The sequence below is a fragment of the Marinobacter sp. es.048 genome, from assembly GCF_900188435.1.
Lineage (GTDB): Bacteria > Pseudomonadota > Gammaproteobacteria > Pseudomonadales > Oleiphilaceae > Marinobacter.
Genome location: NZ_FYFA01000001.1, coordinates 1,637,261 through 1,659,898, shown reverse-complemented (window position 1 = coordinate 1,659,898; position 22,638 = coordinate 1,637,261). Strand labels below are relative to the sequence as shown.

Sequence of the window (22,638 nt, the reverse complement as noted above, 5' to 3'; positions counted from 1 at the left end):
GTTTTGAGGCTTGACCAAGATGCTAACTCCGGACTGGAGGTAGCCAGACCTTCTAGAGCCCGGAGAACGTAAAATCCACCTCCGGCTTGCGGCCGTCGATAATATCCGCAAGGGCCGCGGCGGAACCACAGGAATGGGTCCATCCCAGGGTACCGTGTCCGGTATTCAGATAGAGGTTGGCGAAGTGGCTTTTCCCGATGTACGGCACGTTGGAGGGCGTCGCAGGCCGCAAACCGGTCCAGAACTCGGCCTGATCCCAGTAACCTGCTTCGGGCATGACTTCCGCTGTGCGGCGCACGATAGCGCGGCAGCGGGTGTAGTTCAGTTTCCGGCTGTAGCCGTTCAGTTCGGCCGTACCCGCCACACGCATGCGATCGCCGAGGCGGGAATAAACCAGCTTGTACTCGTCGTCAGTGAGGCTGACATTGAACGCCGCCTCCTCGTTCTTCACCGGCACCGTAATCGAATAGCCTTTGGCCGGGTAGATGTTGAGGAAAATACCCAGCTGCCGGGCAAGCGCCGCGCTGAAGCTGCCCATGCTCAGCACATAGGCATCGGCGCGCAGCGTCTCATGATGGCCGTCTCGGAGGGTCTGGATCCCAAGTACCCGCTCGCCGGCGCGTTCGAAGCTCAGAATTTCAGTGCCGTACCGGAACTCTACGCCGGCCTCCTCGCAGCGTTTTGCAAGATTCTGGGTAAACATCCGGGCATCACCGGATTCGTCTTCAGAGGTGTAGGTTGCCCCGGCGATCCGGTTGCGGATCGGCTTGAGTGCCGGTTCCAGTTCAACCGCCCTGTCCGCATCGATAATCTGACGGTCACACCCCAGATCCTGCATGATCCGGGTCGGCTCCATGGCGCCGTCAAATTCCTCAGGATTGGTGTAGAAGTGCAGGATACCCTTCTCAAGATGGTCGTATTCTATGCCCGCTTCCTTTCGCAGAGCCTGCAACTGGCTGCGGCTGTAGGTGCCAAGATTCACCATCTGGCGGATGTTGTGGGCAGCCCTGGCTGACGTGCATTGACCCAGAAAAGAAAGCGCCCAGCGCCACTGGGCGGTATCCAGGTTTGGCCGGAACAGCAAGGGCGCGTCTGGCTGGAACAGCCATTTCAATACTTTCAGAGGGGCTGACGGGTTGGCCCAGGGCTCCGCATGGGAAACAGAGATTTGACCGCCGTTGGCATAACTGGTTTCCAGGCCGGCCTGGTTCTGGCGATCAACCACGGTTACCTGGTGCCCCTGCTTTTGCAGATACCAGGCCGTGGTAGTACCCACAACGCCTGCACCCAAAACCAGTATATGCATGCTTGCCTCCGGTCGAACGGAACCCACCATCCCACAGGATATTCCCGGGAATTTCCGGCCAGATTCCGGTTGATATAAAACTAGGGATTCGTTGTTCGAGGGCTCTATTGTAACGTGAGCATGCGGGAATTGCGTGTTATACCATCAGCCACCAGCGCGCTTTACTGTCCACCCCTTCTGTTCAAGCAACGGAACCAGAAGGTCCCGCTGGTCACCCTGGATTTCGACCACACCATCTTTTACTGTGCCACCGGTGCCGCATTTGGCTTTCAACACCTTGGCGTAGGCTTTGAGCTCTTTTTCATCCAGAGGAATGCCGGTAATCAGGGTGACACCTTTGCCTTTGCGGCCCTTCGTTTCCCGGCTCACCCTGACTATGCCGTCCCCCACAGGTCGTGATGCTTTGCTGCAGATACACTCATTCACCGGGTTGCGGCAATCCGGGCACATGCGGCCCTGCTCGGTCGAAAAAACCAGTCCGCCCTCAGATCGCTTCTTCATTCTGTCTCCGTGCTATTCCTTTCTTATAACGCCTTCAATCCAGACCGGGAGGATACTTGGTAAACATTTCGGCCACGACCTCGTCGATCAATTCTCTCCGGGTCTCGGGTGACTGGTTTTCATTAAGATAGCGCCGACTGGCGGCGCGCCAGACAACTTCTTTCGACTTGCTGTCTGCCAGTTCTACAACCAACTTTCCCTCTTCAATTTCACGCACCGGTGGCGGTGCAGACAGAGCCCAGCCGAAATGTCCGCTGCCAAAACCAAATCCGAGTCCCAGCCCCGTCTGCTCAAGCCTCTCTTCCGGCACAATCTGCCAGCTGACCAGCAAATCCGCCTCTACTGCAGGTACCTGTCGCAGCGCCTTCCGGTTCAGCTCACGCTCCACGGCGCTGCGCACCCGGGTTCCGTCCAGAGACGTAAAGGATGATGAGTCAGTGCCAGTGGCGAACGCCCAGGAGGAATAGTTCCCGAAAACCACAGACGAGTTGTAGTCGGTTACTACATTGCTGGCGCAACCGGTCATGGCCAATGTAAGAACCGCTAACATCAGAAAACGCATCATGATTTCTGTCCTCAATTTAGAAGGTCGCTATTGAAACAGTATACGCATAGCAGACGTGTGACGATGCCCCCGGGATCCATCACCTTTCAAAACTGTAATCCAGCTTCTGGGCATCGCAGAAAGCCCCGAACTCAGCCTGGAGGTCCTCCGGAACCAGTACCCGCGCACGAACGGATACCCCATAATCGACAGACTCCACCGATGCGCCGTTAACATCGCACCAATGGCGCAAGGGCTGTTCATAGGCAAAGGACAGGGAAACCTGCGCGTCTTTCATGGGTTTCTGCACCACCCGGCCAACCGCTGACAGAACACTCTCAGCCGCGCCGGCATAGGCCCGCACCAGTCCGCCGGCACCCAACTTGATACCGCCAAAGTACCGGATAACCATCACCAGGACATCGCCCATATCCTTGTGCTGAATCACATTCAGAATTGGCTTGCCTGCCGTTCCTGAAGGCTCACCATCGTCGTTCATGCCGGCCTCGGCGGCGGAACCGGGACGACCGATCTGGTAGGCCCAACAGATATGACGGGCGTCCGGATGGTCCCGGTGGGCATGTTCCAGCCAATCCTTCACTTCTTCGCGTGAGCTCACGGGCGCTACCCGGGCAATGAACCGGCTTTTCTTCACTTCCGTTTCACGCTCAAGGTATCCTGCGGGAACGGGGTAATCTTTTTTCATGGACACCGACCTATGGCCTCTGAAGACGAATACAACAACCCGGGCATTGCCAAACCCGCAAAAATCCGCAAAGCGGCCTGCGGGATCCGCTTTGACGAGGACGAGCTGCAGGAGGGTATCGACTTTTCCGGGGCAGAGAAACTGAAGCCCTGCAATCCGGAGCCCGAATCAGCCGCCCCCGAAAAACACCGGAAGGCGAAGCGTCACCCGTAAGCCACCACGCTCACCGGCCTCTGCCGCTATTGCCCCATCGTGGGCGGCAACGATGTCTCTGGCAATCGCGAGGCCCAGCCCCCAACCCGTGCCTCCACGGGACTTGTCCGCTCGAAAGAACGGCTCGAAAAGCTGGCCGATCAGTTCATCCGGAACGCCCGGCCCCTCGTCATCAACCGTCAGAATCAGCCAGTCATCGGAAACCGCTACGGTCAGATGAACCGCCCTGCCAGGCGGTGTGTGATCGAGGGCGTTTTGAAGGATGTTGTCGATAGCTCTCTGTAGAAGCCCTTCATCACCCAGCACCGATGCCCGTGAACTTTCCGGTGAGACCACGAGTTTGCAGTCCACACCCTGATGTTCGGCGTAGTCTGCGGCATCCTTGAGGACCTGATTGATCACATGCACCAACCTGAGGGGCTCCCGCTCAATATCGCCGCCGGCTTCGGTAACCCGGTATAACGTCAGTATCTGGCCGGTCATGGTTTCAAGCCGTTCATTCTGACGCAGAATGCTCGCCATCAGTTCCTCATCCGCACCGGCCTCGTTTGCCAGCTCAATGGCAATACGCTGGCGGGTGAGCGGCGTCCGGAGATCGTGGGAAATATCCCGAAGCAGGTGTTTCTGGCGCTCCAGCAGACTGCAGAGCTGTTCGGTCATGGCATTAAAGGCGGTTGCCAGCTGCCCCACCTCATCCCTGCGTTGTGCGATCTTTTCGCTGACCCTGAGGGAATTATCCCCGCCCGCAATCGCCTGGGCCGTGGTTTCCATATGCCTCAACGGTCGTGATACCAGGCGGGCGATCCACCAGCACGCCAGGGAAATCATCAGCAGGGCCAGCCCGAGCTCGATAGCCCTGAAGAATCTGGGGTTGAGCCAGCCGGCGCCCTGTACCCGGGGCCAGGCCACCAACCGGTAACCACCGCCCACATCCAGAACCGCAGGTTTCTGCGGATACCAGCCGGATTTCATGCGGTCGCGAATGAACGAGGGCAGCTTGCCATCGTTTTCATCCTGTTCGAGCAGCACCAGAAACAGTTCAAGACGTTCGCCCTCGTCCCGCAGAAAGCGCCACGCGCCGCCACGATCACCGGCCTCACGTATTGCAATGGCCTCTTCGGCCAGATCCCTGAGACCTGCCTGGCGCTCGATGGCTTGCCGCTCCCGGTCCAGAAGCATCCTGGTCGCAAGGTTACTGGCCACCACGGTGACCGCCATGGCCAGCCAGATCGACAGGAAAATCCGCCAGAACAGAGGGAACATGGGCCGCCGCCTCATTCCGGCACCCGATAGCTGTAACCCAGCCCCCGAACGGTTTCTATTCTGGGCGGGTCGTCGTTGCCCAGTTTTTTGCGAAGATTGCTGATGTGCATATCAAGAGTGCGGTCGTAAGCCTCCAACCGTCGACCGAGGGCCCATTGCATGAGATCGGGTTTGCGGACCACGCTGCCTGCGTGCGCCAGGAGAACCTGCAGAACTTCGTATTCGGTAGCCGTCAGCTCCATGGCCACATCGCTCTGATAGATACGGCGATGGCCGGGTTCTACCCGCAGGTCGCCATAAGTCCGGGCAGCATTGACTTCGGTTTTCTGGTCCCACGCTATCCGTCGCAAAAGCGCCTGCAGCCGGGCCACCAGCTCACGGGGATTGCAAGGTTTCGGAATATAGTCATCGGCCCCCACCTCGAAACCGACGATTCGATCTGTTTCATCTCCCCGGGCGGTCAGTAGTACCACAGGCAGATGGGTCTCTGCTCTCAGCTCGCGCAATACCTCAAGGCCGCTGATATCCGGCAGCATGATGTCGAGCACGACAATATCGCAGTCCTGACCCAGCGCCAGGGCCAGGCCATCACGGCCATTGGCGGCCTCACGGACGGTAAATCCCTGATTGCTCAGGTAACGGCCCAGCAATCCCCGCAATTCATCATCGTCCTCGACCAGTAACACCCTGTTCTGCATCTCGCCTCTCCACCTGTCGTGCCGGCCACGGTTGCTGCCTGAAGTCTAACACGCTACCCGCAAGCCGCTGATTCGGGCCTGGCCACTTTGCAGAACCTTTACACTGGCTCCCGGGGTGATCAAAAGCCGTCTTCTGACGTATGGTATCGGGTACACAAAGGAGTTTTCTCTCACCATGTCAGAACCCGGACCAGCGACTCTTACACTGGAAGCCTGCACCAGCATCAACGATATTCCTGCCCGCGACTGGGAGCGGCTGGCAGGGCATACCAATCCTTTTCTTCGCTACGAGTTTTTCCAGGCTCTCGAAGCGTCCAGCTGCACCTCCCCAGAGACCGGATGGTCACCAAGCCACCTCGTGTTCCGGATGGCTGGCAGGATTATTGGCCTGGCGCCGGCTTTTCTGAAGAGCCATTCCATGGGGGAGTATGTTTTTGACTGGGCCTGGGCCGATGCCTATCAACGGCATGGGCTGGCGTACTATCCAAAATTACTGATCGCCATTCCCTTCACGCCCTCCTCCGGGCCAAGACTGTTGCTGGATCCCGAGCTTCGACAACAGCTGACACCGGAACAGATTCATCACATGTTGGACACACTGACGGACGAACTTGGGGCCCACTCCTGGCACCTGCTCTTTCCGGACAGCGAGGACCAGAAACTGCTCCACCACGAGCAGGAGCTACACCGCATCGGATGTCAGTTTCACTGGCATAACCACGACTACCGGAATTTCGAGGATTTTCTGGCAGCGCTCACGTCCCGCAAGCGCAAGTCGATCCGCAAGGAACGTCGCCAGGTTGCGGATCAGGGTATTTCCTTTACGCGCTTTCACGGCCGGGATATTCCGGAGCATGTGTTATCCGCGTTCTACGTTTTTTACCAGGCAACCTACCTGAAACGGGGCCAACGGCCGTACCTCAACAAGCGATTCTTTGAACTGCTTCTGGAACAGCTGCCCGGGCATGTGCATCTGGTCATGGCCGTGCGCGAAGGCGAAATGATTGCCGGCGCCCTGTTCCTGGCGGGCAAAACCACCCTCTATGGGCGTTACTGGGGGTGCCTGGACGAATACAACCACCTGCACTTTGAAACCTGTTATTACCAGGGTATCGAATTGGCTATGGATCTGGGGCTGAGCCATATCGACGCCGGCGCCCAGGGTGAACACAAGCTGGTACGAGGCTTTGAACCGGTCATCACCCACTCCTGGCATGGTATTTTGCACCCCGGCTTCCGCGAAGCCATCGAGAACTTCACCCACGAAGAAGCGGAACACGTCCTTGGTTACTTTAACGATGCCGAATCCGCACTGCCCTTTCGACAGCAGACGCCGGATTAACTTCTATACTGATAGACCCAGACAGGATTTGCGCGGGGGTCAGACACTATGGATACAGACCCAATGTGGAGCATGTTATCAGCAGGCGGCCTGCCGTTTCTGCTTTCGGCGGTAGCGCTGGGCCTGGCCGTTATTGCCCTGTTTATCGGATCGGGAGCTCGTCGCCGCAGTCAGGACCAGTTAACCGCGCTGCGGGAGCGTTCCGATACGCTATGGCGGGAAGTTGACGACATACGGGTGGCACAATTCAATCGTCCCGGTGAGACCGTCAATGGCGCTTCGGGCTCCCCAGTGGAAGAAGCCCGCTATCAAACAGAAGTGGAAGCCTACGCCAAGATCTGGCCCCAGGTATGGCATCTTCATGAACGCCTGGGCATGTTCCTGAGGGCGGTTGAAGGCGGCGAGGCGGCCGGCGAACTCAGACTGGAAGCTCGTAATGCGGCCCTGGAGGCCCGAAATCTGCTTAACCGGAACCGCCCCTTCTGCACAGAGTCAGTCGATGAACTGGTTACCCGGCTGATCGATGCCGAGATCAAGGCGCACCTTGCGGCCTGCCAGTATCTGGACCTGCTCAAAGATGTCTCGAGTGACTCATCCAATCACGACCGCCGGGTATTGCAGGACAAGTGCCACAGCCTGCATGAGGGCGAAGCCCGAGAACTGATGAACCAGCTGGTTTCGTCCATTCGGCACCGGGCAATCAGAAGCAACTGAGGGGTATCTGTTTAGCTGTTGGCGATACGAAACCCTACTTTCATTACCACCTGATAGTGGCCAACCTTGCCATCAACGATATGGCCGCGGGTTTCGGTTACCTCAAACCACTCCATATTGCGGACGCTTTTTCCACACTCCTCAAGGGCGTTCTCGATGGCATCTTCAATGCTCTTCTTGGAAGAACCGACAATTTCCACTTTTTTATAAACGTGATGGTCAGACATAAAAGCCTCCTGAAAATTGCAACTTGTACCTTTCAGCCTAGAAGACAGGCTACCTGCCAGCAAACCGCAGCCCGGCGGCGCCCTCATCTGACAACTAACGACCGGCGTATCTGTTCACTACAATCGACATCGTAATCCGGAACTTTCTGCTCCCCACAGAGTCCCGGTTATCCTCACACTTTGGATAAGGTTCATGAAACGAATTCTCAAATACACCGGTTGGTTCCTCGGTGCCGTGTTCCTGCTACTTTCCGGCCCGATTCTGCTTGCCACCAGCAGCCTGCAGGGAGCCGAGACCTGGCAAACCGCGACCCGGGAAAGTGCCCGGATTGCACCTCCGCCCGACCAGGCCGAGGAGGCCATCGTTCAAGTCTACGGCGCCCGGGCCTGGAGTTGGCGGGGTTACTTTGCCGTTCATACCTGGATAGCCACCAAGGAAAAAGCCGCCAGCCACTATCGTGTTCATGAGGTAACCGGATGGCGAAGCTACGTGGTCAATTCCCGCCCGGGCGAACCGGATAGACACTGGTACGGAGCGAAACCGGAGCTCTATGCCGATATCCGCGGAGAAGAGGCCGAAAAGCTCATTCCCGACATCTACCAGGCGGTGGAATCCTACCCCTACCCGACCGAGTACGAAGCCTGGCCAGGCCCGAACAGCAATACCTTCGTGGCCTGGGTGATACGGGAAGTCCCGGGGCTTGAGGTTGCTTTGCCCAACCATGCCATTGGCAAGGACTACTTGGGCGATCGAGTGGTCGCGGAGGTTCCGGGTGGCGCGGGTTATCAAGTTTCGTTCGGAGGGTATTTTGGCGTGTTGGCAGGTATCCGCGAGGGACTGGAGTTGAACCTTTTAGGCCTCTCTTTCGGTATTAACCCGTTGGCACTGGGCGTCAAACTGCCAGGTATCGGCGAGGTAGCGCTTAGAAACACCAACCCGATGTCTGAAACCGCCCCGTAGGTTCGGGAAACAGTCGGGCGGGGCCTCCCAAAAATGTGCGGAGCCAGCGATGGCGTAGCCAAGCGTACAAGGATGTATTCACAGCGTTTTTTGGGAGGCCCCGCCCGACTGTTTCATGCTCCGAGGCTGAAAATCAAAGACTGGCGAACTCCAGATACCGGCTCGCCGCCTGCTTCTTCTCGTCCTGGCTGTTCAGCATTTCCAGACGCATCCTGTCGATCAGCTTCAGGTAATCATCAAGCGGTGATTCGGGCTTGCCAGCGTCTTTGGATTCTTCGATAAACGCTTTCTGCTTTTCGCGGATTTCATTCAGCTTCTCAAGGGCCGAGCGGATCGATTCCACCCGAGCATCAACCAGACCGTTGCCACCGCGATCCGGGGAGCCACGGTCAGAACTCAGCACGGTCTCGGCAGCCGGCGCGTCGGCAGTGCTCTGCTCGGCAAGGTCAATTTCTTCCAGGGTGCGGACCTCCCGGTCGGTGGTCAGGTAGATTCCCGACCCCTTGATCTGGCCCAGCGGCACGCCCTGGTTGTTGGCCAGGGTGAAGCGGTCTTCCACATTGTCCACGTACAGGGCCTGAACGCCGACTTCCTCCAGGGACCTCAGAGCCTGCGAGCCGTCGGCACCCTGGACCCAAACCGAGAGAGAAGCAAAAATCTCATCGTTGGCATCGATCCAGCGGTTGCCATCGTCATCAAATCTTGCCAGCTCATCAAAACCGGAGCCGCTCTGGGGGCCAAACAGCTCGGAGCCGTCGTCCACCTTCCCGTTGCCATTGCGATCCAACACCAGATAGCCACTGCCGCTGCCCAGGGAGGCGAACTGGCCGGTTTCGCCGTTGCCGTTCAGATCGAACTCGAACAGGGTGTCGGTCAGGCGGGCGGTGGCATTGCCGAAGTTGATCACCAGAGGGTCGGTGAGCGGTCGCTCCTGGATCTGGACCAGTTCCGAGTATTCGTACGTTCGGGACTGGGACTGTCGCAGGGAGAGTGTGAAATCAATGGTTTCGCCGTTCTCCAGACTTATGGTGCCGGTGGAGGCCATGCTTCTGGATTCGCTCTCGGAGTAGAACATGTAGCGCCCGGCTGAAACCGATAGGCTGCCGCGACTCTCGACGCCTGCATCACCGCCCAGGGCGGCTCGGCTGACGCTCAACGCCTGTTGGCCCATCAGAAACAGTTCCGTGGTTTTCTCGGCAAGCTGTGCACTGGTGAACACACTCTGCTGACCGTTCCCGGTTACCGTACTGCTGCCGCTGAAAGCGAGCTGTTCCTGGCTGCTGTAACGGTAGGCAGCCTGGCGCATAAGCGTCAGCTCCGAGCCCACCGCGTTCTCATTGGTCTGAAGCGGCGCCGGAGATTGCCGGTTGATGCGCAGCTGCGTGCTGTCAAAAGCCGATACCTGGCGGGAACTGTCCTGGAAAAGCGAAATCTGGCTGGAAGAAATCATGGCTTCGGGTACCTGTCATCACTACACAGGTGTATCGGCCGCAAACACTCAGACTTGAGCAGTTTTTAACCACCCGAATTTCAGAAGGTTACGTCATAAACCGCACGATCCCTGCGGCGGCAATTCCGGCGGCAATGGCTGGCAGAGGTTTACGTAGCGCCAGCATCGTAACAGCTGTGGTAAGCAGGGCCACCAGCGCTCCCATGTCACCGGTCACCGCCATGGGCACGATTATGGCGATCAGGACCGAGCTGGCCATGGTGTTGATGAAGCTTTCGATGCGGGGATTGATCTTCACGAACGACATGATGAACACGCCGCCAAAACGGGTTACCAGAGTAACGGCGGTCATGATCGCGATCAGGAACAGAATACCGGCTGTGGTGGTCTCAACGGCCATGGGCGCTGTCCTCCGCTTCAGAAGCAGGAGCAGGCTTTCGCTCAAGCCAGAAGAACCCGATCGCACCGCCGGCCAGCGCGCCCACGACAACGTGGGTATTCGCTGGCAGCCATTTCCAGGCCGCCAATGAAGCCAGCGCTGCAACGGTCCAGGCCACGAGCACTCTCGGGGATTTCTTGCCGCCCAGCGCCATGGCCAGGAGGAAGCAGCCGAGAACCATGTCCAGGCCCAGGGATTTGGGATCCTGCAGAAGGCCACCAAAATAGACGCCCAGACCGGTCCCGATGATCCAGGCCAGCCAAAGTGCCAACCCGCCGCCAAGGATAACCTCCAGGTTTCGCCGGCCACTCTGGTATTCCTGGGCCGAAACAGCCCAGTTGGCATCGGTCAGCAGCAGCAAGAGACCATAGCGCTTGCCCGGAGCAACGTCCCGGAGCATCGGGTACAGCGAAGCGCCCATGAGCAGATGGCGGGAATTGATCGCAAAGACCACCGCGATCATCGGGAGCAAAGATACCTCGGTGCCCCACATATCGACGGCAGCAAACTGGGAGGCCCCGGCAAAGACCGTGGCACTCATCAGAACTGCCTGGAGCGGCTCAAGGCCTTTTTGAGTAGCTGCCAACCCGAAGGCAGCGCCAAACGCCACCACGAATAACGAGATGGGAAGTAGCCGAAAAAACTCCACTCGTACCCGAGCCGGCTGCAGTTGATAAGAATAGGAAGCGACAGACATCACGGCAAACTAGGTCAGTTTCCCCGATACGCGTATAGGTAGTTTCCGCAGAATCACAAAATCTGAGACTAATGGAGCAGGTTTATGCCATTAAAGTGGGCTGGCAACACTGTGATCGCTATGCACCTCTCCCGAAAGTCTCGAGATCCCGAGAATGCGCACCGCTCCCAATAGTTCGCTTTTGCATGTTGACGTTAACGTCAATTGCCGCTAGTTTGTTTTTCGTCCAGCCCCAAAAGGGCACTTTCGATGGGCAACCCCCAAGCGAATATAGCGGACACCTGAAATCGGAACGCCGGCCACAAGCCGGTCGACAAGAACAAGATACCCGCTCATGCCGAGATCCGGCCCAGTGGGAGAGGATTTCACAATGCTATTCAGCCATCCCGAGTTCGATAACCACGAACATCTGTCCTTTTTCTGTGATCCCGAAACCGGCCTCAAGGCCATTGTAGCCATCCACAACACCTCCCGAGGCCCTGCTCTCGGCGGCTGCCGTATGTTCCCCTATGCCTCTGATGAGGCGGCCGTGCGCGATGTACTGCGCCTGTCACGGGGCATGACCTACAAATCCGCTCTGGCCAACCTGGATCTGGGTGGCGGCAAGTCGGTGATTATTGGCGACCCGCGCAAACAGAAAACCGAAGCGCTGATGGAGGCCATGGGGCGCCATCTGGAAAGCCTTGGCGGGCAATACATTGCGGCGGAAGACTCCGGCACCAGCGTACCCGACCTCAAGGTCATCGGCCGGCATACCAGCTACATTGCAGGCATCGCCTCCCGCACCGGTTTCGATGGCAACCCCAGCAACGGCGATCCGTCACCGGCAACCGCCTATGGTACTTTTATCGGCCTGAAGGCGGCGGTGAAACACCAGCTCGGTCGGGATAATCTCAAAGGGCTGAAGGTAGCTATTCAGGGCATCGGCAATGTCGGTTTCCGTCTGGCCAAACACCTGAGGAACGCCGGTGCTGAACTCTGGGTCTCTGACATTCACGAAGACAACATGCAGCGGGCAGTGGATCAGCTGGGGGCCAGACCGGCCGCCGCCGAGGACATCCTGTCTTTGCCGGTAGACGTGGTTGCACCCTGTGCCATGGGCGCGGTACTGAACGATGACAGCATTCCACAGCTGCAGGCCCGCATTGTAGCCGGCGCCGCCAACAACCTGCTCGAACATCCGGAGCATGACGCCATGCTGCGCGACCGGGGCATCCTCTATGCACCGGATTTTGCCATCAACGCCGGTGGCATCATTGATGTGTTCTACGAGCGCACCGGCGCCACACCGGAAACGGTTCGGGCCCACGTCGATACCATAGGCGACACCCTGACAGAAATCTTCAACCGTGCCGACCGCTCGGGGCACCCCACGGGGGAAATCGCCAACGAGCTTGCCGAGGAACGGTTCGAAAAGCACACCGCCGGAGCCGGACAGGCACCTGACCGGTGGGCTCGCACCGGCTGAGCTGACACCGGCGCATCCCTCCGGAAGCTGCGGGTTACTGCAGCTTCCCTTCTAAACCCTGATACAAAAACAAATACTCCGGGAGATAGTTATGTCTGTCACTTCATCAGATTCCGCCACCTATGCGGGGCCGCTGGAAGGTTCCAACGCCAAACGCGGGCTCTGGTCATCACGTCTTGCCTTCATTCTTGCCGCCACCGGCTCCGCCGTCGGCCTGGGCAATATCTGGAAATTTCCTTATGTGACCGGTGAGAACGGGGGCGGCGCCTTCGTACTGGTGTATCTGCTGTGCATCGCGGTCGTCGGGATTCCCATCATGATGGCGGAAGTCATGATCGGTCGTCGCGGTGGCAGGAGCCCCGTCAAGAGTCTGAGCCTGATCGCCGAGCATGACCGACTCAAGCCGGCCTGGAAACTGGTCGGTGCCATCGGCATTCTGGCGGGTTTTCTGATTCTGTCGTTCTACTCGGTCATCGGCGGCTGGGCCATTTCCTACGTGGGCACTACCGCCAGCGGCCAGCTTGCCGGGCAGTCTGCCGACGCCGTAGGCGCAATCTTCTCGGGCCTTCTAAGCGATCCCACCAAACTGCTGGCCTGGCATACCCTGTTCATGGCTCTGGTGATGGTTGTGGTAGTGCGAGGCGTTCGCTCGGGGCTTGAGCGGGCTGTCAGCATTCTCATGCCGGCCCTGTTCGTGCTGCTGCTGATCGTGGTCGGCTATGCAATGACCACCGGGCACTTCGGGCAAGCCGCCGCCTTCCTGTTCCAGCCCGATTTCTCCAAGCTCACAACATCCGGAATACTGGTAGCCCTGGGGCACGCGTTCTTCACCCTGAGCCTTGGTATGGCTGTCATGATGGCTTATGGCTCTTACCTGCCCAAGAACATTTCCATTGCCAAGACCTCGATCACCGTATCGGTCATCGACACCGGCGTGGCGCTGCTCGCAGGCCTGGCCATCTTCCCGATTGTGTTCGCGAACGGCCTTGAGCCCGGAGCGGGGCCGGGGCTGATCTTCCAGACCCTGCCGCTGGCCTTCGGTCAGATGCCCATGGGCTCCCTGTTCGGCACCCTGTTCTTTGTACTTCTGATCTTTGCCGCCTGGACGTCGGGGATTTCGCTTTTGGAGCCGATTGTGGAGTGGCTGGAGGAGCGTAAAGGCATGAACCGCACCGTCAGCACACTGGGCGCCGGTTTTGTCTGCTGGGGACTGGGCATTGCCTCGATTCTGTCCCTGAACCTCTGGTCCGACTTCGCACCGCTTGGCTTTGTCCCCATGCTGGAAGGCAAGACCATTTTCGACCTGCTGGACTTCTTCACCGCCAACATCATGCTGCCCCTGGGCGGACTGCTGGTGGCCCTGTTCGCGGGCTGGGTGATGTCACGTCAGGCCATGGAGCGTGAACTGGCACTGTCACCGGCCATGTTTAACCTGTGGCTGATCACCGTGCGTTTCATCACTCCGGTTGCCGTGGCAGTGGTGTTTATCTACAACCTGATGTAATCCATCGCTATAGCTGATCGAGGGAGGCCTTCAGGGTCTCCCCGATCCTCGCGTTCAGCTTCAGATCAACCAGATCCTCGGCCCGTGTTCGCCCCAGATTGAGGGTGGCAATGGGCTTGTTCCATTCGTTGGCGTACCGGCAGAAACGGAACCCGGAATAAACCATCAACGACGAACCGATTACCAAGAGGCCATCACTGGCCTTGAGCGTATCCAGGGCGGAGTAGACCCGGTCTTTGGGGACGAAATCTCCGAAGAACACCACATCCGGCTTGAGAATCCCTTCGCACTGCGGACAGTCCGCCAGCCGGAAATCTGCAAAATCCACATCCAGATCGGCATCGCCATCCGGCGCTGTGTCGGCGGTGTATTTCCGGAACCCCGGATTCAGATCGGCGCAGCGGTCGTGCACCTCATCCCGCGGGCAACGGTAGCCACAACTCATGCACACCACCTCATCGGCCCGCCCGTGCAGGTCCGTCACCGCCCGGGTACCTGCCTTCTGGTGCAACCGATCCACGTTCTGGGTAACCACCAGACTGCTGTGATTAAGCAGCTCCAGATCGGAGATGTAGTGGTGAGAGGGGTTCGGTCTGGCATTACGCATGACCGGCCAGCCAATCAGGCTGCGGCCCCAGTAGCGTTGGCGGGTGTAAACATCTTCCATGAACGCCTTGTGCTGAACCGGCTGCTTGCGCTTCCAGGCACCATCGCCGTCCCGGTAGTCCGGGATGCCCGAATCGGTACTGACCCCCGCGCCAGTCAGAATCAGCAAGCGAGGGTGGCGCTGGATAAACTCCGCCAGCAACGCCCCGGCCTCCTCCGGCTCATGCAACACCGGGGGCTGATCCGGCTCGGGCAGACGCTGGCTGGAGCTGAAGGGTCGGCTGCGGTGCGTGGTTATAGACATTCGGACTCCGGTTTCTCAGCCCGGCTTACGGGCCACGTACACGGTATTGAACGATTCCCTGTTCTGAAATGGATTGAAAAAGGATACGACATGGCAGGCCACATCGGTGAACACCTCGTTGAGAACGGCCATGAACTCGTCATCCTCGCCCTCGTTCGACCACATGGCGAACACCCCTCGGGGCTTCAGTTGGCGGGCCATCAGGCGCAGATTGTTGGCGGTGTAGAAGCTGGCACTGGAATCGTGCAGAAGAGCCCGGGGTGAGTGGTCGATATCGAGCAGAATGGCATCGAATGGCTTGCCGGGGTTCTCCGGATCGAAACCGCCCTCCGCAGGGTCGGCAATCGCCAGATCAAAGAAACTGCCATGAATGTAGCGGTTCCGAGGGTCGGCATTCAGATCTTTGCCGAGAGGCACCAGTTCCTGCTGATGCCAGCCAATCACCGGTTCCAGGTACTCAACCACCAGAAGCTCGGCAACCCGCTCGTGTTTGAGCGCTGCTACGGCTGTGTAACCCAGTCCCAGGCCACCGACAACCACACTGAGGTTATCCCCCTCAGTTTCGCCCAGCCCGATATCAGAGAGAGCCACTTCCGCATCCACAAACATGCTGGACATCAGGAATTCCTCGCCCAGCTTCACCTCATAGATATCCCTGTCGCCAATCGCCGGAATCCGGCGCCGGCGAAGAGTGATCTCACCAATCACCGAAGGCTGGCTGTCAATCTGTTCGAAAAGCAGTCCCATCTGATCAGACCTTAGGGTTTGACACACCAAGACACGAACGCAGGATACTGCGCATCTTCTCCGTGCCCAGCTCGTTCATCAGCTCAATATTTCTCTGCGGAATGCCATCGACATCCGGATAACTGTCAATCGCCGCCTCCAGGCTCGCTTCCCTCAACAGGTGCAGCATGGGGAACGGTGAACGATTGGTATAGTTCTCCGCGGCATCGGGCTCGGTTTCAGCAAACTGATAATCAGGATGGAAACTGGCAATCTGGTAGACGCCTTCCATCTCCAGATACGCCAACAAACCATCTGCCGCATCAAGAAATTCATTGTAGGGCCCGAAACCCTGCAATACACCCGGATGGATCAACAGTGTGGTTTCGATCTCTGGTTCGTCTTCCAGCCGCTGAAGTTCCGAGTGCAGGGCCTGCAGTAGCTCGTCTTCCGTTTCCGCTTCAGAAACCACAAACCGTACCCGGTTCCGCACCAGTTCCCGTTTGGCAAACGGGCACAGGTTGTAGCCAACTACGACGTCCTCGACCCATTTCCGGGTAGCAATAATTACTTCAGTCTCGCCCATCTTTTCCGTATCCGTTGTTTTATTTGAGACTCACTCACAGGTTGGAGCGGGCGTGTGGGACTGGCTTTCCAAAACTGTGCGGAGCCAGGGATGGCCGAGCCCAAGCGTCACCGGGATGTGCCGCAAGGAGCGTGTTTTGGAATGCCAGTCCCACATGACCGCCTGCACCCAAGCCCGAGTCTCAGAGGTACCCTTGGCTCCGAAGGTAATCATCATAAGAGCCACTGAAATCAGTCACCCCATCAGCCTTAAGCTCAATAATTCGAGTCGCAAGGGAAGAAACAAACTCCCGGTCATGGCTAACGAAAATCAGTGTACCCGGATAGTTCTCCAGCGCCAGGTTCAACGCCTCAATGGACTCCATATCCAGGTGGTTCGTGGGCTCGTCCATCAGCATCACATTGGGCTTTTGCAAAATCAGCTTGCCAAACAGCATCCTGCCCTGCTCGCCACCGGAAATCACCCGCACCGATTTGCCGATATCGTCGCCGGAGAACAGCATACGGCCCAGAGTACCGCGCACCAGCTGCTCGCCACCCTTGGTCCACTGGGACATCCAGTCGGTCAGGGTTTCATCGTCGGCAAAGTCCGCCGTATGATCCTGGGCGAAGTAGCCCACTTCCGCGCTGTCGGTCCACTTCACCTCGCCGCTATCGGGCGTGTAGGCGCCGGCCATACATTGCAGGAGCGTGGTTTTGCCGATGCCATTGGGGCCAATGATGGCGATCCGCTCACCAGCCTCTACCTGCAGGTTGAGGTTCTTGAACAGCGGCTTCTCATCAAAGCCCTTGGTCATGTTTTTCAGGGTGACGGCCTGGCGGTGCAGTTTCTTGCCTTGTTCAAAACGGATAAACGGGCTCACACGGCTTGAAGGCTTCACCTCTTCCAGCTGGATCTTGTCGATCTGGCGGGCACGGGATGTCGCCTGTTTAGCCTTGGAGGCGTTGGCCGAGAAGCGGCTGACAAACTGCTGCAGCTCAGCAATCTGGGCCTTTTTCTTGGCGTTATCCGAGAGCATACGCTCGCGCGCCTGGGTGGCGGCGGTCATATATTCGTCGTAGTTGCCCGGGAACAGGCGCAGCTCGCCATAGTCCAGGTCCGCCATGTGGGTGCACACGCTGTTCAGGAAGTGGCGGTCATGAGAAATGATAATCATGGTGCTGTTGCGGGCCACCAGGATGTTTTCCAGCCAACGGATGGTATTGATGTCCAGGTGGTTGGTGGGCTCGTCCAGCAGCAACACGTCGGGATCGGAGAACAATGCCTGGGCCAGCAATACCCGCAATTTCCAGCCGGGCGCCAGGGCGCTCATGGGACCATTGTGCTGTTCCAGCGGAATGTCGAGCCCCAGCAACAGCTCACCGGCGCGCGCATCGGCGGTGTAACCGTCCATTTCGGCGAACTGCACTTCCAGGTCGGCCACGGCCATGCCGTCTTCTTCGCTCATTTCCGACAGGGAATAGATCCGATCACGCTCTTTCTTGACGTTCCAGAGTTCCTCGTGCCCCATGATCACAGTATCAATGACCGAGCAATCCTCGAAGGCAAACTGGTCCTGACGCAGTTTACCCAGCCGGGTGTTGGGCTCCAGCATGACCTGGCCGGCAGATGGCTCAAGGTCGCCACCCAGAATTTTCATCAGTGTGGACTTGCCACAGCCGTTGGCCCCGATCAGGCCATAGCGGTTGCCGTTACCAAATTTGGCGGAGACGTTTTCAAATAGGGGTTTGGCCCCGAATTGCATGGTGATATTGGCGGTGGAGATCAAGAAACAAACCTGTCGATGTGGGGCCGGGCGAACGCCGGCGAAAAGAAAGCCGGCATTGTACAGGTTTGCCGGGCGGACTGTGAGGCCGCAGAAACACGGATAAAAAGGCTTGCCTCTGACGCTCTGGCCGGGCAGCATTCCCGTTCTGATGTACCCATTCATCCGACACAAGGACATTGATCATGGCACAGGCAACAGCGCGCCACATTCTGGTAGACAGCGAAGCAAAATGCGAAGAACTGAAAAAGGCGATTGAAGGCGGACAGGACTTTGCCGAAGTGGCAAAGCAGCACTCCTCATGCCCCTCCGGCCGTAATGGCGGCGACCTGGGCTCTTTCGGCCCTGGCCAGATGGTTCCGGAATTCGACAAGGCAGTGTTCAACAGCGAAGTGAACACGGTCATCGGTCCGGTGAAGACCCAGTTCGGCTATCACCTGCTGGAAGTTACCAGCCGTAGCTGATGATTCCTGGTTTCATACCGGGAATGCCAACCACCAGCCGGCAGCTACCGCTGCTGGCTGGTGCTGCTTCTCTGCTCATCGCGCCTTTCCTCTTTGTAGGCGGGCCGGACTGGGCCTCCGGGCCACTCCTCAAGTCGGCCTGGAACCTCGGCCACATCCTTCTTTTTGCACTGCTGACACTGGCCGTCAGGCCCTGGCGCTGGTTTAGCGGCTGGTGTCTCTGGCTGGTTGTTACCGCAGTATTGCTCGCAGTCGGAATTGGTATCGAACTGATCCAGAACGACTACAACCGCGAAATGGACGGACGGGATTTACTGCGCAACCTGATCGGCAGTTGGCTGGTTATCGCCTGGCACCCGTTGCCTATGCCGGAACGGCGAACGTCTTTCGGCAAGGGTCTGATGGCGGCAACAGTCACGCTGCTGTTATTTTTTGAGCTGGGAGCAACCGGCATGGTGGCCGCTCGGCAGTGGCAGGTTCACCACCAACTTCCCCTGCTCTATGACTTCAGCCATCAAGATACCGACGGGTTCTGGACTGGCAGGCTGGCGGTCTCTGCCGATCACTCGTTAAATCACCGGCAGAGCCTGAAAATTGAGCTGGGCACCGACACCTACTCGGGGGTCTCGCTCAACAATCTCCCCGCCGATTGGCGTGGTTTTGAGAGACTGACCATTACCCTGTTCAATCCCTCTGCCGACTCCCTGGCACTGACGCTTCGAATCAATGATGTCGCCCATGACCGAACCGACCATGCTTACAATGACCGCTACAACACTCGCCTGACCCTGGGCCCGGGCCTCAATACCTTCACCCGGAAACTGGCTGACATCGAAAGCGCACCCGAGGGCCGGTCCATGGACATGTCACAAGTCAGAAGAATGGGACTTTTTGCGGTCCGCCTGCCCGCGCCGCGCACCGTTTACCTGTCGGACCTGCGACTGGACTAACCGAGACTCCAGGGATTATCGGTCATCGGCTCGGCCCCGCCTTCGGTGACCAGAATCGTTTCGCTACACCCAATGCCCCATTGCCCGGGGATACGCAAACAGATGGGCAGGTGGAAGACCATGCCGGGTCGGAACTCCATATTGCCGCCCCTTGCGATAAAGCCCGAGCCCTCGACCCAGGAGGGCGGGAACTGGGCTCCGACCGTGTAGCCGAACACCCCGGAGAAGAACACCTTGCCAGCCAACGGCTGGAGCGACTTCTCCGCATCGTGGGCAGCCTGGTCGAAGGTGACTCCCGGGCGGACTGATGCCAGCAGGGTGTCTATAATCCGCCGGCAGCCGTCATGGACCCGGCGCATTTCAGCCGAGGGCTCGGCCCCGGCAATCACGGTCTGCATCATAGGTGCGGTATAGCGGTTCCAGGCTGAGCCGAATTCCAGAAAAACAGGGTCGCCTTTCTGCACCAACGTACGTTTGTGATTGCAGTGGATCACGCTGCTGCGACGACCGGTAACAACAATTGGCTGCATGCTCATGAATTCACTGCCAGCCGCCAGCAGTGCCCGGGCGCCTTCCGCAGCAATATCGTTGTCGGTGACACCCGGGCGGATGGCCGCCACAGCAGCCTGCAGGCCTTCGGAGGTTATCCGCGCGCTCTCTCGCAGAAAGCCAATTTCGGCATCGGACTTGACGATCCGGATCTGCTTCAAAAGACCACCGTTGTTAAGAAAGCGCACCCCCGCCATCCGTGCCTTAAGGCCTTCCAGCACACCCTGGCGCAGAGAGCCGTGCCAGGCGTCAATGCCGACAGTCTCAACTCCGTCGTTGAGAACCTGGATCAGTGGTTCCAGCACTTCACCGATACCTTCCCAACGGTATCCAATGACCCGGGCGACCCGGGTGGTAATCATCGCTGGCCCCATTTCGATGGAAGGCACCTGTAAGAGCACATCCTCCTGGGTCACCACCAGGGCGACATGAACGGATACCTCAAAAGTGCTATAGCCGGTCAGGTAGAATATGTCCGAAGGATCGGTTAGCAGCAGGGCGCCAAACTCCTCTCGGGCCATCCGATCCCGGACACGCGACAGACGCTCCGTGAATTCCTGCTCCGGAAACGGGCACTCCAGCCCCCTCAGTTGTGAGGACAAGGCTTTCTGATAGGCATTGAAATCCATAACGATACTCCTCACTCGCATATACTAGGGAGATTGGACCCTAATCCCGCTTTGCACAAATCGCACTCACCGAATAATTCGACAGTCGGGAGAATCTATGGACCGCAAGCAACAGAGCGAAGGTGCCGTGCAGGTCAGCGTTGAGCTGGGGGCGCTGACCAGCGTTGCCAACGACCCGCAAGTGGCAGTTCGGGTCGGCCCCGTGGTTGCTTCCCTGGTGAACGGTGTGTGCGGCGACCCGCTATTGCAGCTCAGGCTTCTGCATCAGTCCCGCAGCCTGTTGTTTGATATCGGCGACACCGGGCGCATGCCGCTCCGGTCTGCGCATCAGGTGACCGACGTTTTCATCACCCATTGCCACGCCGACCATATCGGCGGCTTCATGTGGTTCCTGCGCAGCCGGATCGGCTACTTTCCGCCCTGCCGGCTGTTTGGACCACCGGGGTTGATGCGACACATTACCGGCATGATTAGCGGTATCCTGTGGGATCGCGTGGAGGATCGAGGGCCCAGGTTCGTGATTCACGAATGGCACGGCGACCACCTCAAACGCTGGAGAATCACCGCCGGTGACACTGCGCCTACAGCCCTGGAAGACCGGGCCACACCAGGCGGGGTACTGCTCCGGGAACCGGAGTTCCAGGTTCGTGCTGCCATGCTGGACCATGGCACGCCTGTCCTCGCATTCGCCTGGGAACCCTTTGGCAAGCTGCAGGTGCGCAATGATCGGCTACAGGCTGAGGGCCTGAAACCCGGCTCGTGGCTACACGACTTGAAAATGGCTGTGCTGCGCCAGCGACCCGATGAGCTCATCTCGCCAGATGCCAAACGCACCTTTCGCGCCGAGGACCTGGGTCGCAAGCTCCTGATTCAGGCGCCTGGAGAAAAGGTCGCCTATGGTACGGATTTCGCCGATACGCCCGATAACATCAGCAAAATGACAGCACTGGCACAGGGTGCCCACACGCTCTTCTGTGAGGCGTCGTTCATGGCGGCGGATAATGAGCAGGCGCGGCGTACCCACCATCTCACCACCAGGGCCTGCGCACAGATCGCCGATGCGTCACAGGCCCGGCAACTGATCGCCTTCCACTTCTCCCATCGCTATGACCGTAAGCGGCGCGAAGTCTACCGGGAGTTGGGGGAATTCACTGACCGCCTGGTGATTCCGGGCTGAGAAAACGGGACATCTGCTTGCCAATGCTTTCCACCGGCTCGGTGATTGCTTGCTGGATGCTGTTGGTAACAACCTTCGAGAAGGCTGCGCCGGCCGGGCTCTCCAGGAACTCCAGGTACAGATCCATCTCCTGGGCACCGATATTCTGGTAGGTATACAGATAGCTGTCGTAAACCTGCTGACCCACGACACCCCTGAGCATGCTGCGCTGGCTTTCAATACGTTGCCGCAACTGTTCATGATTGTCGGAATCACTGCTGAATGCCGTCATTGCGGTTGCCAGGCCGAGCTGAACCGCAATTGTGGTATCCACGGCGCTTTCCGTTGCCCGCGCCGCCCGATCAAACCGGTCGAACATTTCCGCTTTGCGTGTGCCCTTGTACTGGCTGTTCAGTTCCGCGGCACTGGCCTGGATCTTCGGCCAGGCCGAAGGTTCCGAAGCTGCAATCTCGGCCGAGGAAATCTTGCTGGCCACAGGGGTTTCGTACCAGTCATGGACTGCCTGAAGTTGCAAATCCGTGAGTTTGGCTTGCAGATCATTAATGATCTGCTGCTCGATATCCACAGAGTTGAAACCGCTGCTGACAATGTTGCCAATGGTATTGGCCACCATGGGTGGGAGCTGACCATTCTGCTTGAGACCCTCCCGGATTCCCTGACTCATCATCGCCGGGTAACGTGCCACAATGTCGTCAACGGGGGATACTGCCAGCACCTGGCGGGCATCCGGTGCCGCCTGGGCAATACCGGTCATTAGCAGGGCTGTGACTAAAAGAGGTTTAATTAGGGGAAATCGCGTCATTTACCTATCATCCAGGACGTGTCGTTGATTCCCTTATGCCATGGGTG

General features: G+C 58.3%; 25 protein-coding genes. 9 read left to right on the top strand and 16 right to left on the bottom strand.

What is annotated here, in order from left to right:
- Positions 1 to 52: 52 nt before the first annotated feature.
- The 4 genes from CFT65_RS07725 to CFT65_RS07710 all read right to left on the bottom strand — a co-directional run bounded on the left by CFT65_RS07725 (position 53) and on the right by CFT65_RS07710 (position 3,057).
- The gene (locus CFT65_RS07725) at positions 53 to 1,336 is read right to left on the bottom strand and encodes a D-amino acid dehydrogenase (protein WP_141103806.1); all 1,284 of its coding nucleotides are present in this window, start codon (positions 1,334 to 1,336) and stop codon (positions 53 to 55) included.
- A 114-nt stretch (positions 1,337 to 1,450) separates the two neighbouring features.
- Positions 1,451 to 1,807, bottom strand: coding sequence for a translation initiation factor Sui1 (locus CFT65_RS07720; protein WP_088827483.1), 357 nt, complete (start codon positions 1,805 to 1,807; stop codon positions 1,451 to 1,453).
- Between the two features lie 34 nt (positions 1,808 to 1,841).
- Positions 1,842 to 2,369 (bottom strand): DUF4136 domain-containing protein, encoded by a 528-nt coding sequence (locus CFT65_RS07715; protein ID WP_172408474.1) that lies wholly within the window; start codon positions 2,367 to 2,369, stop codon positions 1,842 to 1,844.
- Positions 2,370 to 2,451: 82 nt separating this feature from the next.
- On the bottom strand, positions 2,452 to 3,057 hold the full coding sequence (locus tag CFT65_RS07710; protein ID WP_088827481.1) for a YigZ family protein: 606 nt from the start codon (positions 3,055 to 3,057) through the stop codon (positions 2,452 to 2,454).
- Positions 3,058 to 3,069: 12 nt separating this feature from the next.
- On the opposite strand from CFT65_RS07710, the gene CFT65_RS07705 reads away from it, so the two are divergent.
- Positions 3,070 to 3,270: a hypothetical protein gene (locus tag CFT65_RS07705; protein ID WP_088827480.1), complete on the top strand. Its 201-nt coding sequence runs from the start codon at positions 3,070 to 3,072 to the stop codon at positions 3,268 to 3,270.
- On the opposite strand, the gene CFT65_RS07700 is transcribed toward CFT65_RS07705, so the two are convergent.
- Together CFT65_RS07700 and CFT65_RS07695 are read right to left on the bottom strand one after the other, a co-directional pair.
- A complete protein-coding gene (locus CFT65_RS07700; RefSeq protein WP_088827479.1) occupies positions 3,226 to 4,548 on the bottom strand; it encodes a sensor histidine kinase in 1,323 nt (440 codons plus the stop codon). The two genes, CFT65_RS07705 and CFT65_RS07700, sit on opposite strands and share 45 nt — an antisense overlap.
- The gene (locus CFT65_RS07695) at positions 4,545 to 5,231 is read right to left on the bottom strand and encodes a response regulator transcription factor (RefSeq protein ID WP_088827478.1); all 687 of its coding nucleotides are present in this window, start codon (positions 5,229 to 5,231) and stop codon (positions 4,545 to 4,547) included. The genes CFT65_RS07700 and CFT65_RS07695 overlap by 4 nt, the downstream gene beginning before the upstream one ends.
- A gap of 175 nt (positions 5,232 to 5,406) precedes the next feature.
- On the opposite strand from CFT65_RS07695, the gene CFT65_RS07690 reads away from it, so the two are divergent.
- Positions 5,407 to 6,573: a GNAT family N-acetyltransferase gene (locus CFT65_RS07690; protein ID WP_088827477.1), complete on the top strand. Its 1,167-nt coding sequence runs from the start codon at positions 5,407 to 5,409 to the stop codon at positions 6,571 to 6,573.
- Between the two features lie 63 nt (positions 6,574 to 6,636).
- Positions 6,637 to 7,287: a hypothetical protein gene (locus CFT65_RS07685; protein WP_228705802.1), complete on the top strand. Its 651-nt coding sequence runs from the start codon at positions 6,637 to 6,639 to the stop codon at positions 7,285 to 7,287.
- Between the two features lie 11 nt (positions 7,288 to 7,298).
- Here CFT65_RS07685 and CFT65_RS07680 read toward each other — a convergent pair whose 3' ends face one another.
- Positions 7,299 to 7,514, bottom strand: coding sequence for a dodecin (locus tag CFT65_RS07680; RefSeq protein ID WP_008173934.1), 216 nt, complete (start codon positions 7,512 to 7,514; stop codon positions 7,299 to 7,301).
- A gap of 193 nt (positions 7,515 to 7,707) precedes the next feature.
- On the opposite strand from CFT65_RS07680, the gene CFT65_RS07675 reads away from it, so the two are divergent.
- Positions 7,708 to 8,475, top strand: a complete 768-nt coding sequence (locus CFT65_RS07675) for a DUF3750 domain-containing protein (protein WP_088827475.1) — start codon at positions 7,708 to 7,710, stop codon at positions 8,473 to 8,475.
- Positions 8,476 to 8,608: 133 nt separating this feature from the next.
- Here CFT65_RS07675 and CFT65_RS07670 read toward each other — a convergent pair whose 3' ends face one another.
- The 3 genes from CFT65_RS07670 to CFT65_RS07660 all read right to left on the bottom strand — a co-directional run bounded on the left by CFT65_RS07670 (position 8,609) and on the right by CFT65_RS07660 (position 11,061).
- Positions 8,609 to 9,925 carry a hypothetical protein gene (locus CFT65_RS07670; RefSeq protein WP_088827474.1) on the bottom strand — a complete coding sequence of 439 codons (1,317 nt, stop codon included), beginning with the start codon at positions 9,923 to 9,925 and terminating at the stop codon, positions 8,609 to 8,611.
- An 88-nt stretch (positions 9,926 to 10,013) separates the two neighbouring features.
- On the bottom strand, positions 10,014 to 10,325 hold the full coding sequence (locus CFT65_RS07665; protein WP_088827473.1) for an AzlD family protein: 312 nt from the start codon (positions 10,323 to 10,325) through the stop codon (positions 10,014 to 10,016).
- Positions 10,315 to 11,061: an AzlC family ABC transporter permease gene (locus CFT65_RS07660; RefSeq protein ID WP_088827472.1), complete on the bottom strand. Its 747-nt coding sequence runs from the start codon at positions 11,059 to 11,061 to the stop codon at positions 10,315 to 10,317. Before CFT65_RS07660 ends, CFT65_RS07665 begins: the two co-directional genes overlap by 11 nt.
- A gap of 370 nt (positions 11,062 to 11,431) precedes the next feature.
- Here CFT65_RS07660 and CFT65_RS07655 point away from each other — a divergent pair, with 370 nt between their 5' ends.
- Both CFT65_RS07655 and CFT65_RS07650 read left to right on the top strand, forming a co-directional pair.
- A complete protein-coding gene (locus tag CFT65_RS07655; protein ID WP_088827471.1) occupies positions 11,432 to 12,529 on the top strand; it encodes a Glu/Leu/Phe/Val family dehydrogenase in 1,098 nt (365 codons plus the stop codon).
- A 91-nt stretch (positions 12,530 to 12,620) separates the two neighbouring features.
- The gene (locus CFT65_RS07650; RefSeq protein WP_088827470.1) at positions 12,621 to 14,033 is read left to right on the top strand and encodes a sodium-dependent transporter; all 1,413 of its coding nucleotides are present in this window, start codon (positions 12,621 to 12,623) and stop codon (positions 14,031 to 14,033) included.
- Positions 14,034 to 14,040: 7 nt separating this feature from the next.
- Here the strand turns inward: CFT65_RS07650 and CFT65_RS07645 are convergent, their stop codons facing one another.
- The 4 genes from CFT65_RS07645 to CFT65_RS07630 form a co-directional block, all read right to left on the bottom strand.
- On the bottom strand, positions 14,041 to 14,943 hold the full coding sequence (locus tag CFT65_RS07645; RefSeq protein ID WP_088827469.1) for an NAD-dependent protein deacetylase: 903 nt from the start codon (positions 14,941 to 14,943) through the stop codon (positions 14,041 to 14,043).
- A gap of 15 nt (positions 14,944 to 14,958) precedes the next feature.
- Entirely contained in the window at positions 14,959 to 15,690 is a 732-nt protein-coding gene (locus CFT65_RS07640) for a spermidine synthase (RefSeq protein ID WP_088827468.1), read from the bottom strand.
- Between the two features lie 4 nt (positions 15,691 to 15,694).
- The gene (locus CFT65_RS07635) at positions 15,695 to 16,255 is read right to left on the bottom strand and encodes a DUF1415 domain-containing protein (protein ID WP_088827467.1); all 561 of its coding nucleotides are present in this window, start codon (positions 16,253 to 16,255) and stop codon (positions 15,695 to 15,697) included.
- A 181-nt stretch (positions 16,256 to 16,436) separates the two neighbouring features.
- Positions 16,437 to 18,023, bottom strand: a complete 1,587-nt coding sequence (locus tag CFT65_RS07630) for an ABC-F family ATPase (RefSeq protein WP_088828182.1) — start codon at positions 18,021 to 18,023, stop codon at positions 16,437 to 16,439.
- A 182-nt stretch (positions 18,024 to 18,205) separates the two neighbouring features.
- Between CFT65_RS07630 and CFT65_RS07625 the strand changes: the two genes are divergently transcribed.
- Together CFT65_RS07625 and CFT65_RS07620 are read left to right on the top strand one after the other, a co-directional pair.
- The gene (locus CFT65_RS07625; protein WP_088827466.1) at positions 18,206 to 18,484 is read left to right on the top strand and encodes a peptidylprolyl isomerase; all 279 of its coding nucleotides are present in this window, start codon (positions 18,206 to 18,208) and stop codon (positions 18,482 to 18,484) included.
- Positions 18,485 to 18,507: 23 nt separating this feature from the next.
- Positions 18,508 to 19,434, top strand: a complete 927-nt coding sequence (locus CFT65_RS07620; protein WP_228705801.1) for a succinyl-CoA synthetase subunit beta — start codon at positions 18,508 to 18,510, stop codon at positions 19,432 to 19,434.
- On the opposite strand, the gene CFT65_RS07615 is transcribed toward CFT65_RS07620, so the two are convergent.
- A complete protein-coding gene (locus CFT65_RS07615) occupies positions 19,431 to 20,612 on the bottom strand; it encodes a M24 family metallopeptidase (RefSeq protein ID WP_088827464.1) in 1,182 nt (393 codons plus the stop codon). The two genes, CFT65_RS07620 and CFT65_RS07615, sit on opposite strands and share 4 nt — an antisense overlap.
- 97 nt (positions 20,613 to 20,709) lie before the next feature.
- Here CFT65_RS07615 and CFT65_RS07610 point away from each other — a divergent pair, with 97 nt between their 5' ends.
- A complete protein-coding gene (locus CFT65_RS07610; protein WP_088827463.1) occupies positions 20,710 to 21,789 on the top strand; it encodes an MBL fold metallo-hydrolase in 1,080 nt (359 codons plus the stop codon).
- Here the strand turns inward: CFT65_RS07610 and CFT65_RS07605 are convergent.
- Positions 21,761 to 22,591 carry a DUF2059 domain-containing protein gene (locus CFT65_RS07605; RefSeq protein ID WP_088827461.1) on the bottom strand — a complete coding sequence of 277 codons (831 nt, stop codon included), beginning with the start codon at positions 22,589 to 22,591 and terminating at the stop codon, positions 21,761 to 21,763. The genes CFT65_RS07610 and CFT65_RS07605 overlap by 29 nt on opposite strands.
- Positions 22,592 to 22,638: the final 47 nt, after the last annotated feature.